Below are 12266 nucleotides of genomic sequence, written 5' to 3' on the forward strand. Positions count from 1 at the left end.
CGACCCCATGACCGAGTTCTGGCGCCTTCCCGCCACCGAGATCGCCGCCCTGGTGCGCGCCCGCCGGGCCAGCGCGACGGAGGTCGCGAAGGACGCCCTCGCGCGGCTCGATGCCGTGAACCCCGCCCTCAACGCGGTGGTGGATCACCGCCCCGCCGATGTGCTGGCCCAGGCCGCCGCCATCGATGCCGCCACCGCGCGGGGGGAGGATCCCGGCCCCATGGCCGGCGTGCCCGTCACCATCAAGGTGAATGTGGACCAGGAAGGCTACGCCACCACCAACGGGCTGCGGATCCAGAAGGACCTGGTCGCGAAGCAGGACAACCCGGTCGTCGCCAATTTCCGCAAGGCGGGCGCGGTGCTGCTGGGGCGCACCAACACGCCCGCCTTCAGCCTGCGCTGGTTCTGCCGCAACTCGCTCCATGGCCACACGAAGAACCCGCGCGACCCGTCCATCACGCCGGGCGGCTCCTCCGGCGGCGCCGCGGCGGCCACGGCGGCGGGCATCGGCGCGGTCGGGCACGGCACGGATATCGGCGGCTCCATCCGCTACCCCGCCTATGCCTGCGGCATCCACGGCCTGCGCCCGACGCTCGGCCGCATTCCCGTCTGGAATGCCTCGGGGGCGGAGCGTGCGATCGGCGGGCAGGTCATGGCCGTCTCCGGCCCCCTCGCGCGGACCATCGGCGACCTGCGCCTGTCCTTCGCCGCGATGTGCCAGCGGGATATCCGCGACCCCTGGTGGGTCGATGCCCCCACCGAGGGGCCGCCCGCGCCGAAGCGTGCCGCGCTCTGCGTGCGGCCAGAGGGCATGCCGACGACGCCGGAGGTCGAGGCCGCGCTGCGCGACGCCGCCCGCCGCCTGGAAGCCGCGGGCTGGGTGGTCGAGGAGGTGGACGTCCCCCCGCTGCGCGAACCCGCCGCCATCCAGGCCATGCTCTGGCTGGCGGAGAGCCGCCGCGGCCTCAACGCCGCGCTGCACCAGGAAGGCGATGCCGACGCCACCTTCATCTTCACCGCGATGGAGGAACTCTGCCCGACGCCGGACATGAACGCCTTCCAGGACGGGCTGCAGAAGCGCGCCTATTTCGTCCGCCTCTGGATGCAGTTCTTCGAGCAATACCCGGTCGCCATCACGCCCGTCTCCGCGGAGCTTCCCTTCCGCGACCAGTCCGATGTGGAATCGACGGAGAGCTTCCGCCGCATCATGGAAGCGCAGCTCACGCAGGTCGGCCTGCCGCTGATGGGCCTGCCGGGCCTGGTGGTGACGACGGGCCTGGTCGGCCGCGTCCCCGTCGGCGTGCAGCTGCTGGCCGGCCGGTACCGGGAAGACCTGCTTTTCACCGCCGCCGAGGCGATCGAGGCGGCGGGCACCCCGGCCAGCCCCATCGACCCGCAGGGCTAACCGCCCAGCAGCACCAGCACGACGCCCGACACCACCACCAGCGCGCCCAGCACATCGGCGCGCTTCGCCTTCTCCCGCAGGTAGAAGCGGGAGAAGGCCAGGGTGAACAGGATCTCCACCTGCCCCACCGCGCGCACCATGGCGACGGGGGCCAGGGCGAAGGCCGAGAACCAGCAGGCGGAGCCGAGCGCGGAGAGCGTCCCGACCTGCGCGGAGATCCGCCAGCTCCGGAAGACCGCCACGAATTGCGCGGGCTCCCGCCAGGCCAGGTAGCCGCCCTGCATCACCGTCTGCATCGCATTCGTCATCGCCAGGATCAGCAGCGCCTTGAAGATGAGGTCGTCGCCCGGCATGACCTGGTTCGCCGCCTTGATCAGCACCCCGGTGAAGCCGAAGCAGAACCCCGCACCGATCCCGCACAGCGCCGCCGGCTGCGTCACGCCGCGCAGCAATTCGACCGGCGTCGTGCCCCGACCCGCGAGCGAGAGATACAGCACGCCACCGACACCAACCCCGATGCCAAGCCAGGCGAGTGGTGACAGATGCTCCCCCAGCAGGATGGTCGCGACGACCGCGGTCTGCATCGCTTCCGTCTTGGAATAGGCGGTGCCGACGGCGAAGTTGCGGTAGCCGAAGGCCATGATGAGCAGGTTGGTGCCGAGGATCTGGAGAAACCCCGCCGCCGCGCAGAGCACGAGCACGGCGAGCCCGATCACCGGCAGCGAATACCCCATCGCCAGCCCGTATCCCGCCGCCAGCGCCACGCCGAGCGGCACGCCATAGAGATACCGCACCACCCCCGCCGCATTGACGGAAAGCTGGTCCCGCAGCCGCTGCTGCATGGCCGTCCGCCAGCACTGGAACAGCGCGGCGGCGACGCTGAAGGCGATCCAGGCCGGCATCAACCGAGCCTCGGGTCCAGCCAGGGCCGGTCCATGCGCTTCCATGCCGGCAGCGTCGTCGGTGCGAGCGTCACGCCGAGTCCTGGCGCGGTTGAGAGCCGTGCGGTGCCGTGATCGAAGCGCAGGCTTTCGCCCTGCACGATGTCGAAGAACGCCTCGGTCTCCCCGAATTGGACTTCCAACATGAGAAAATTCGGGATGGTGGCGCAGAGGTGGACGGAATGGGCGTGGCACACCGGGCCGGTCGGGTTGTGCGGCGCCATCTCGATCCCCGCGGTCTGGGCCAGCGCGCCGATGCGGCGGATCTCCTCGATGCCGCCGGCATGTTTCGCATCGGGCATCAGCACATCGTAGCAGCCCGCCTCGACCAGGGGGCGATAGGCGCTGAGGCCCGAGAGCGTCTCCGCCCCCGCCAGCCGCATGCCGCGGTCATTCGCCATGCCGCGCAGCCGCGTGATCGCCGCGTGGTTCGCCTCCGCCACCGGGCATTCCAGCCAGAACAGGCCGAAGGGCGCGACATCCCGCACCAGCGCCGCGGCGCCACCGGCGGAGAAGCGCCAATGCGCATCCACCATCACCGCGACATCCGGGCCGACCGCGTCGCGCACCGCCGCGATGCGGGCCAGCCCCTCAGCATAGGCGGCACGGTTGGCCGGCGTGTGGCCATCCTCCCAGACCAGCGGATCGAAGGGGGCGAGCTTCACCGCGACGAAGCCCTCGCCGACCGCGCGCATCGCGGCCGCGGCGAAGCCCGCGGGGGTGCGGGGATTCGTGCCGCGGTTGATGTTGGCATAGAGCGTGACGGGATCATGCAGCGCACCGCCGAGCCAGGCGTGGATCGGCATCCCCGCCCGCTGCGCCGCCAGGTCGCACAGCGCCTGGTCCAGCGCGGAAAGCGCCGTCGCCGCCACCAGCCCGCCCGGCGCATGCGGCAGGTAGCGCGCGATGCGGTTGCGCGCCCCCGCATCCTGCCCGCGCAGCAGCGCATCCAGCCGCGCGACCTCCGCCGCCACCAGCGGCTCCTGGTTCGCCAGCGTGCATTCGCCAATCCCGACGAGCCCTTCGGTCGTCGTCAGTTCGAGAAAACACCAGTTGGTCCTGGGCGTGACGTTGAGGCCGCGGAAGGCGATGCGCTCGATGATCATCCGTCGATCCTGATATTGGCGCGCTGCGCCAGATCCTTCCACCGCGCGATGTCGGCCCGCACCCGCGCGGCCAGCACCTCCGGCGCCGAGGCCACCAGATCGCCGCCCAGGGCCCGCAGCCGCGTGCGGACCTCCGCGATTGCGGCCACCCGCCGCAATTCCGCCAGCATGCGCGCGACGATGGGTGCGGGCGTGCCGGGGGGCGCGAACATCGCGTTCCAGGCCAGCGTCTCGAAGCCCCGCAGGCCGCTTTCATCCAGCGTCGGCACCTCCGGCAGGTCGATGCTGCGCGTCAGGCTGGTGACGGCAAGTGGCGTCAACTCGCCGCGCTGGATGAAGCCCATGACGTTGACGAGGTTGCCGACCAGCACCGGCGCATCCCCCTGCACCGCCGCCTGCGCCATGGCCGGCGCCCCGCGATAGGGGATATGCACCAGGTCGAGCCCCGCCACCGACTTGAACAGTTCCATCGAGAAATGCGCCGAGGACCCCGGCCCGGCGGAGGCGTAGTTGATCTGCCCCGGCCGCGCCCGGACATGGCCGATCAGCTCCTGCACGGTCTTCACCGGCAGCACGCGGCTGTTCACCGCCAGCAGGTTCGGCCCCGTCACGAGCAGCGAGACGGGGATGAACGACGTCTCCAGGTCATAGGGCAGGTCGCGGTAGAGCGCGGCGTTGATGCCATTCGATCCCGCATTGCCCAGCAGCCAAGTGTAGCCATCGCCGGGGCTGCGGAAGGCCGCCTCCACCCCGATCCGCCCGCCCGCGCCGCCGCGATTATCCACCGCGACGGGCTGGCCGAGCCCCTGTTCCAGGTAGTGGGAGAAGATGCGCGCCGTGCTGTCATTCCCGCTGCCCGGCGTATCGGGCAGCAGCAGGCGGATCGGCCTGGCCGGCCAGGCCTGCGCGCGCGCCAGACGGGGCACGGCGAGGCCCGCAAGAGCGGTGGCGAGAACGGCGCGGCGCTGCGGCATGGTGGTGGTCTCCGGTGGCGTTTCCCGGGGGCGATCATCACCCAGCCCGCCGCGCGCGGCCAGCGCGCCGCGCGCGGGTCAGGTGCTACCGCTTCACCTTGCCCCAGCCCGGATCCTCGACGGTCATGTGCCGCAGGCCGGACCGCTCCAGCATCGCATCCGCCTCCCGCCACGCCGCCGTCGCGATCTCCGTCGCATCGAGGTGCGGCGTCACGCGGTCGCGCATCAACACCTGGCCGTCCACCACCACATCCATCACGTCATGGCCATTGGCGAAATAGACCACGCGCGCGACGGGCATGTTGGCCGGCACCATATGCGGTCCGGTCAAATCCACGGTGATGACATCGGCCTTCTTGCCGACCTCGAGGCTGCCGATCTCCGCATCCAGGCCCATGCCCTTGGCGGCGTCGATCGTCACCATCTCCAGCGCCTTGCCGGGCGGGATCATCGTCTCGTCCCGGAAGTGGCGCTGGTGGTAGCGGATGCACTGGAACATGTGGCGGAACATGTCGCCGCTGCGGTCGGGCGCGGTGGCGTCAGACCCGATCATCACCGTCACGCCATCCTGCATCATCCGCGGCGCCGGGCAGTAGCCCCGCACGGCCGCGATGGCGGAGGGGTTGTGCACGACGGAGGCACCGGTCCGCACCAGCGTCTCGATATCCGCATCGGTCAGGTCGGTGCAGTGGCTGTGCCAGCTGTCGGGGCCCATCAGGCCGAACATGCGGTCCGCCATCTCGATGCTGCCCTGGCGATGGCCATCCTGGTGGAACCAGGCGCCATGCTTCTTGCCGATATCGCGCACCAGCCGCCCCTGGCGCTCGATCTCGCGCACCTTGGCCGGATCGTGCTTCGCTTCCCGGTACACCGGCATCAGCGTCGCCAGCTTCACGCGGCCCCTGTTGTGCCAGGCTTCCAGCGCCGCGGTGATGGTCTCCAGCTGCTGCTCGAAGGAGACGGGGCGTTCGACGCCATCCGGCCCCACATAGGGCCGCGGGAAGGGCGGCCGCGTCGGCCCCACCACCAGGATGCTGCGGATGCCGACGGCTTCCGTCGCCGTCGCATGGGCATCGGCGAAGGCGGGATCATCGACGCGCCCGATGCTGTCGCCGCCGCCCAGCAGCGAGACGCCCGTGGTCACGCCGAAGCGCAGCCTTTCATGCGCCGCCAGCATCGCCTCCGCCTTCCAGAAGGAGGGGGGGGAGGCGAGGGTGTAGATGATCCGGCACGCCTCCGACCAGGCGGCGCCGTCATTGTTGCCCATGGTCTTGACCAGGCCATGCCCCGCATGGGCGTGGCCATCGATGAGCCCGGGCAGGATCGCGCGGCCCTTGGCCTCGATCACCGTCGTCGCATTGCCATGCGCCGCGACGACCTCGGCCGTCGGCCCGACAGCCACGATGCGGCCATCCTTGATGGCGACGGCGCCGTCATCGATGACGCGGCGCGTCGTGTCCATGGTGATGAGGACACCGCCGCGGATGAGAAGATCGGTCATGGAGTCTCCTGGTCAGTCATTCGTTCGTTCACTCCGGCGCGCTCTTGCTCCCTCCCCCGCGCTTGCGGGGGAGGGCCGGGGTGGGGGTATTCCCGGCCCTGTTCAGCCGCGCGCCGCCATCATTTCAGCGATCACGCGCCGAATATCGCTGACAACGCCATCGGCATTCGCCAGCACGTCATTGTTCCAGTACCGCAGCACCCGCCAGCCCTGCGCCGCCATCGCCGCATCACGCGTTGCATCATGCGGGCCACTGTGCTGTCCGCCATCAACCTCGATGACGAGCTTCATCGCTGTACAGGCGAAATCCGCGAAGTACGGCGGTATCGGATGCTGCCGCCGGAAGCGCACGCCGAGCGCTTCCTGTTGGAGCAACGCCCACAGCTTCTGCTCCGCTTCCGTCGCGTCACGACGCAGTCGTCGTGCTGTCGCATGGCGTTCTGGCTCTGCGATTGGTGGATGCAGCATCGGACCCCCACCCCGACCCTCCCCCGCAAGCGCGGGGGAGGGAGTGTCTATCCCCTCACTCCACCTTCACCAGCCACAGCCGCAGCCGGTTGTCCGGCGCCTGGCGCAGGTCGATCCCGCGGCGGGATGCCCAGGCGATGGGCTGCTGGAACAGCGGCACATGCGCGATCTCCGCGCGTTCGATCGCCAGCGCGTCGCGGATGAAGCCACGCCGCGCCGTCTCATCCGCCGCTTCCGCCGCGCGCTCCACCAGCGCGTCGAAGGCCGCGTTGGACCAGCGGCCGTAGTTCAGCCCGCCCGTCGTCCGCCCCGCCGTGCGCAGCACCTCGTTCAGCGTGGAATAGCTGTCCGCCAGCGGCAGCCCGGCATGGCCCAGCAGGTAGATCGAGAAGTCGCGGTTGGCCGTGCGGCGGGACCAGACCGCGGTCGGCTCGCTCTGCAGCTGCAGCCGTATGCCGACCCGCGCCAGCATGGCGGCGATCGCCTGGCAGGTGCGTTCGTCATTCACGTAGCGGTCATTCGGGCAGACGATGCCGACGGTGAAGCCCTGCGGATACCCGGCCTCCGCCAGCAGGCGCCGGGCGCCATCGGGGTCGAAGGGCAGGCGGCCATTGAGGTCCTGCGGCGCGCCGGTCAGGAAGGGGCTCACCATCATCCCCGCGGGCCAGGCCTTCTCCCGCATCACGGTGCGGACCAGCGCGTTCACATCGATGGCGCGGTAGATCGCCTCCCGCACCCGCCGGTCCTTCAGCGGATTGCGGCCGCGCACGTCGGAATAGAGCAGTTCATCCCGCTCATGATCGAAGCCGAGATAGATGGTCCGCAGCTCCGGCCCCTCGATCACCTGCACGCGGCTGTCCTGCAGCAGGCGCGGGATGTCCTGCAGCGGCACCTCCACATTCGCGTCGATGGCGCCTGACAGCAGCGATGCCGTCCGCGTCGCGGCGCTGCGGATCGGCTGGAAGGTGACACGGGTCAGATTATGGACCGGCCGGTCCCACCAGCCGGCATGCGGCTCCAGCACCGTGCGCTCATCCGGCCGACGCTCCGTGATCCGGAAGGGCCCCGTGCCATTCGCCACGCGCGTCGCGCCGCTTTCCTGCTGCCCGGCCAGGTTCGCGGCCTCCGTCGCGTTGTTCGCGCGGCTCCAGCCCTCATCCATGATGAAGAACTGCGTGATGGAGGCCGGCAGGATCGGGAAGGGACGATGCGTCTCGATCTCGATCACATGGCTGTCGACCTTGCGGACCTCCTTGATCGCGCCCAGCAGCCCGCGCGCCATGGACCCCGGCGAATTCACCCGCGCCCAGGTGAAGACCACGTCATCCGCGTCGAAGCTTTCCCCGTTGTGGAACACCACGTTGCGGCGAAGGTTGAAGCGCCAGATCGTCGGCGTCGTGCGCTCCCAGCTCTCGGCCAGCGCGGGTTCGATCTCGATCCGGTCGTTATGGCGCACCAGGGCTTCGTAGACGTTGCCCATGAAGGTGTTGGTGAAGGTGTTGTTGGAACTGTGCGGATCCAGCGTCAGCACATCCGCATTGAAGGCCCAGGTGAAGTTCCGCGCTTCCGCGGCGGGGACGGAACCCAGGGCGAGCAGGGCGGCAAGGGCGATGTGGCGCATGCGGCGGGATTCTCCGGGGGCAGGAGGGGGAAGGGTCCGTCCGCATCGCGCAATCGTCAACCGCCTTCCGAACCTCGCCATCCCTCCGCCGCCATGCCGCCATCACCGCGGCGCTAGACTCGCCGCCCGATGATCCACCAAGGAACCGCCTGATGCACCGCCGCCTGCTGATCCTCGGCGCCATCCTCGCCACGCTTCCCGCCCCGGCTTCCGCGCAACCCGTGGAAACCACGCTTCATCTCGCCGAAACGGCGGAAGTGGCCCGCGCGCCGGATGAGGTGGTCGCGACGCTCCGTGCCGAGGCCCGCGCCCCTTCCGCCGCCGCGGCGCAGGAGGCCGTGAACCGCGCCATCGCCGCCGCCGTCACCCGCGCGCAGGCCGTCTCCTCCGTCCGCGTCTCCACCGGCGGCTACTGGACCGGACGGGCGGAGGAGGGGCGGGCCTGGCAGGCCGCGCAATCCGTCACGCTGCGGGGGGCGGAGGCCGCGGCGCTGCTCGACCTCGCCGGCGCCCTCCAATCCCAGGGCCTGGCCCTGCAATCCCTGCAATGGACCCTGACGCGCGAGGCCGCCCGGCTGGCGCGGGAGGAAGCGTCCCGCCAGGCGCTCGATGCGCTGCGCCGCCGCGCCGATGCCCTGGCCGCCCAGCTCAACCTGGCCGTGGCTGGCATGCGGGAGGTTCGCGTGGATGCGCCGGACCACGCGCCACGCCCCATGGCCGCGATGCGCGCCAGCAGCAGCGCCACGCCCCCGGTCGCGATGGCGGAGGATGTGCTGGTGCCGGCGACGGTGGCGGCGGTGGTGGTGCTCCGTCCCCGCTGAAGGCCGGGCCGCGGCGCCCTCAGGCCGCGCGCAGCCGGACGATCAGCGAATCGGCATCGCCGAACAGGGCATCCGCGGGCAGGGCGCGCTGGGCCGCGCCGCTGCCGGCCAGCAGCGCGGGCACGCCGGTGATGCCGAAGCGGCGCATCGTCGCGCGCCCCTCCGCCATCCGCGCATGGCAGGCCTCCCGCAGCGCCGCGTCGGGTGCGCGCAGGCGAAGCGCCGCTTCCTCCAGCCCCCGCGCCGCCAGCACCGCCGCCAGCACGGCCAGATCCGTCGTGTCCCGTCCCTCCACATAGCGCGCGGCCTGGATCGCCCGCAGTGCCTCCAGCCCCCGCGCCGGCAGGGTCGTGGCGACGGCGCAGAGCGCCAGCGTCGCCGGCCCTGAATCGAAGGGCCGTGTCGTGTCCGCCAGCACCTGCCGGCGATAGGCCTCGCTGAAGGGCTGGCCGGTCAGGCGCGCGATCCGCTGGTCATTGGCCCAGGCATAGGCGGCGAAGCCCGCCTCCATCGGCCGGGCGTCCTCCCCGGCGAACAGGCCGACCGGCAGCAGGTCCAGGGTCAAGCCCGCCTCCGCGGCGATCCGCCCGAGCACCGGCGATGCGCCGTAGCACCAGCCGCAGAGCGGATCGAAGAGATAGGTGATGCGCATCGGACCTCCGCAGGCAGGGGGCCAGGAGATGGCACCGCCCGCGCGCGCCTTGAAGCGGCACGATCAGGACGGACCGTTCACCCTGGTTGGACGATCGCCGCCGTCAGATCGCCCGGCGCCGCCCACCGATCCAGGCCAGCGTGCCCGCCAGCGCGCCGAGATCCCCCACCAGCTTCCGCCCTCGCAGCGTCGCCGCGTGCCCCAGCGCCTTGGCGCCGTGCCGCCCCGCCATGCGCCAGGCCTCCGCCCGCACATGCCCGCCATGCAGGTCGAGAAACAGCAGCCGGGACCAGGCCATGTGCCAGGCCTTTCGCCAGGTCACGCGCGCGGAACCGCCGGAGGACCGCCCCCCCTCATGCGCCACCCCCACCCCGGGCTCCACCAGCACGCCGCCGGCGCGCAGGCAGATGTCGTCATCCTCGTAGAACAGGAAGAACCGCTCATCGAAGCGCAGCCCCTCCGCCGGCCGCAGCAGCAGGCAGGCGCCGGAGGCATAGTCGGCGCAGAAGGCGCCCTCCGGCCAGGGCTCCGCATCCCGCCGCCCGGCCATCCGGCGGCGGCGAAGCTGCGACGCGTTCCAGGACCGCACGGGCCGCCCCGCCCCATCCAGGATCAGCGGCGCCACCAGCCGTGCCGCCGGCCAGCGATCCGCCGCCGCGACCAGCCCGGCAATGGCGGCCGCTGTCAGCCGCGCATCGGGGTTGGCGAGCAGCGCGAACTCCGTCGAGACGCGGTCGAGCCCCCGGTTGCACCCCGCCCCGAAGCCGAGGTTGGACCCGTTCTCCACCACCACGGCGCCGGGCCGCGCCGCGCGCACCGCCGCCACCGTCCCGTCCGGGCTGGCATTGTCCACCACGATGAGGGCGACCCCTGGCGGCAGCGCGGCCATGAAGCCGCGCATGGCGTCCGCGCTGGCCCAGGTGACGGTCACGATCGTGACACGCGAAAGGGAAGCATCCATCCCCGCCCCCCTGCCACGCCCCGGCGTGCCGGGGCAAGCAGGTGGGCCGCCGGAGTCGCGGCACGATGGCAATCCGTTCATGGGAAGGTCATGCGCCGCATCGTATATGATCGGACGATACGGTGTGGATAAGTCAGGAACAGAAGCCGAATTCGGGCGTTACGAACAAAGATGACAAAAAACGCAGGGCGGACCTGCCCATTGAATGCATGCAAGGCGCCCACTTATGCGCTAGACCGCCTGCTCTGATGGCAACTCGGTGACGGAAAAGACTCGAATGGGTGTCGTGATCGGGGAGGTGGCGCGCAAACTAGGCTACCGCCCGGGGATGGCCTGCGCGGTACTGGGTGCCCCGCAGGGAATGACCTTTGGACTGCCGAACGGGGCGACCGCCGCCGCGGACCTCATCCTGGCCTTCGCCGCGGACAAGGCCACGTTGCGCTCGGTCGCGCCGCGCGCGCTGAACCTCTACGGCATCGGGGCGCGGCTGTGGTTCGCCTACCCGAAGAAGACCGGGCCGGTGCGCTCCGACCTCGACCGCGACCATGGCTGGGACCCCTTGACCACCGAAGGCCTGCTGCCCGTCACGCAGATCGCGCTGGACGATACCTGGTCCGCGCTGCGGTTCCGGTTCCGGGAGGAAATCCCGAAGATCATGCGCGCGGGCGCCTGATCCGGCATCACGGCAGGGGTGGCGGTGAAAGGCGAATGCTGTGGCCTTTCGCCCGCCACGCGACTAGCGTCCGACCACGCCCGCTTCCCCGCGGCCGGATCTGGACGCCTGCATGAACCACAGCACGGGAACGCCCCGCCCGGCACCCGACCTCAACCGCAGCGCCGTGGCGCGCTACCTGCAGCTCGCGACGCTGTTCCGCCACCGCGTGGAACAGGGGGCCTGGCCGGCCGGCAAGCAGATCCCGACGGTCGATGAACTCGCCGCCGAGTGCGGCGTCGCCCGCGCCACCATCCGCCAGGCCCTGGACCAGCTGGCCCAGGAAGGGCTGATCGAACGCTTCCGCGCCAAGGGCACCTTCGTCCGCGCCACGCCCCCCGATCGGCTCTGGTGCGATGTCGAGACCGACTGGAACGGCCTGCTCCGCTCCCGCGAAGGGGCGGAGATCGAGATCCTCTCCGACCATCCGAACCAGGATGGTAGCGTCGCGCCCGTCCATGCCGGCCATCCCGCGCCCAGCTACCGGCACCTCCGCCGCCGCCACTGGCGGAACGGCCAACCCTTCCTGCTGGCCGATGTCTGGATGGATGACCGCCTCTCCGCCAAGGTCACGGCCGAGGACCTGGTCACCAAGACCAGCCTGAAACTCGTGGCCGGCCTGCCCGGCGTCACCATCGCCGAAGCCCGCCAGACACTGACCATCGGCAGCGCGGATGTCGAAACCGCCGCGGCGCTGCACCTGCCCCTCAACGCCCCCGTCGCCCATGTCCACCGCACCGCCATGGACCCGGAGGGCACCACCCTCCTCATCGCCAACGGCATCTACCGCGGCGACATGGTCCGGATCGACGTGAAGCTCCGGTAGCGGGGCTGCGGCGGCGTTCCGGGCTGGGGTGCTGCTTGTTGCCCGGGGAAGGGACGCTGTCCCTTCCCCGATACCCCATCCCTGCCAAGGGGCAGCGGCCCCTTGGGAACCCATGGATGATCGGAAGGTGGGGAGAGGGGCGCATAGCGCGCGCTTGTCCGAAGCGCGTTCAGTGCCCCTCTCCCCACCTTCCGATGAAACCTCGCGGTCCAGGGTCCCGCCGGACCCTGGCGGGGTCAGGTCTGGAGAGGGGCAGCGCCCATCTCCAGAGACCACTG

12 protein-coding genes are annotated in these 12266 nt (G+C 70.9%); 4 read left to right on the plus strand and 8 right to left on the minus strand.

What is annotated here, in order from left to right:
- The first annotated feature begins 7 nt into the window (after positions 1-7).
- Positions 8-1405: an amidase family protein gene (locus tag BM041_RS02045; protein ID WP_092954760.1), complete on the plus strand. Its 1398-nt coding sequence runs from the start codon at positions 8-10 to the stop codon at positions 1403-1405.
- Here the strand turns inward: BM041_RS02045 and BM041_RS02050 are convergent.
- The 6 genes from BM041_RS02050 to BM041_RS02075 form a co-directional block, all read right to left on the minus strand.
- Complete coding sequence (locus BM041_RS02050) at positions 1402-2307, minus strand: EamA family transporter (protein WP_092954763.1); 906 nt, start codon at positions 2305-2307, stop codon at positions 1402-1404. The genes BM041_RS02045 and BM041_RS02050 overlap by 4 nt on opposite strands.
- Entirely contained in the window at positions 2307-3452 is a 1146-nt protein-coding gene (locus BM041_RS02055; protein WP_092954766.1) for a mandelate racemase/muconate lactonizing enzyme family protein, read from the minus strand. Before BM041_RS02055 ends, BM041_RS02050 begins: the two co-directional genes overlap by 1 nt.
- Positions 3449-4426 carry a Bug family tripartite tricarboxylate transporter substrate binding protein gene (locus tag BM041_RS02060; protein ID WP_092954769.1) on the minus strand — a complete coding sequence of 326 codons (978 nt, stop codon included), beginning with the start codon at positions 4424-4426 and terminating at the stop codon, positions 3449-3451. The genes BM041_RS02055 and BM041_RS02060 overlap by 4 nt, the downstream gene beginning before the upstream one ends.
- 85 nt (positions 4427-4511) lie before the next feature.
- Complete coding sequence (locus BM041_RS02065) at positions 4512-5927, minus strand: amidohydrolase family protein (RefSeq protein ID WP_092954771.1); 1416 nt, start codon at positions 5925-5927, stop codon at positions 4512-4514.
- A 102-nt stretch (positions 5928-6029) separates the two neighbouring features.
- Positions 6030-6395 carry an endonuclease domain-containing protein gene (locus tag BM041_RS02070; RefSeq protein WP_092954774.1) on the minus strand — a complete coding sequence of 122 codons (366 nt, stop codon included), beginning with the start codon at positions 6393-6395 and terminating at the stop codon, positions 6030-6032.
- Positions 6396-6450: 55 nt separating this feature from the next.
- Complete coding sequence (locus tag BM041_RS02075; protein ID WP_092954777.1) at positions 6451-8016, minus strand: ABC transporter substrate-binding protein; 1566 nt, start codon at positions 8014-8016, stop codon at positions 6451-6453.
- A gap of 152 nt (positions 8017-8168) precedes the next feature.
- Between BM041_RS02075 and BM041_RS02080 the strand changes: the two genes are divergently transcribed.
- The gene (locus BM041_RS02080) at positions 8169-8837 is read left to right on the plus strand and encodes an SIMPL domain-containing protein (protein WP_092954780.1); all 669 of its coding nucleotides are present in this window, start codon (positions 8169-8171) and stop codon (positions 8835-8837) included.
- 19 nt (positions 8838-8856) lie between these two features.
- Here BM041_RS02080 and BM041_RS02085 read toward each other — a convergent pair whose 3' ends face one another.
- Entirely contained in the window at positions 8857-9489 is a 633-nt protein-coding gene (locus tag BM041_RS02085) for a DsbA family protein (protein WP_092954783.1), read from the minus strand.
- Between the two features lie 103 nt (positions 9490-9592).
- Positions 9593-10420: a glycosyltransferase gene (locus BM041_RS02090; protein ID WP_217648588.1), complete on the minus strand. Its 828-nt coding sequence runs from the start codon at positions 10418-10420 to the stop codon at positions 9593-9595.
- 307 nt (positions 10421-10727) lie between these two features.
- Between BM041_RS02090 and BM041_RS02095 the strand changes: the two genes are divergently transcribed.
- The gene (locus tag BM041_RS02095; RefSeq protein ID WP_092954788.1) at positions 10728-11123 is read left to right on the plus strand and encodes a hypothetical protein; all 396 of its coding nucleotides are present in this window, start codon (positions 10728-10730) and stop codon (positions 11121-11123) included.
- 112 nt (positions 11124-11235) lie between these two features.
- Positions 11236-11988 (plus strand): GntR family transcriptional regulator, encoded by a 753-nt coding sequence (locus tag BM041_RS02100; protein WP_092954791.1) that lies wholly within the window; start codon positions 11236-11238, stop codon positions 11986-11988.
- The last annotated feature ends 278 nt before the right edge of the window (positions 11989-12266 follow it).

It is taken from the genome of Falsiroseomonas stagni DSM 19981, assembly GCF_900114315.1.
Lineage (GTDB): Bacteria > Pseudomonadota > Alphaproteobacteria > Acetobacterales > Acetobacteraceae > Falsiroseomonas > Falsiroseomonas stagni.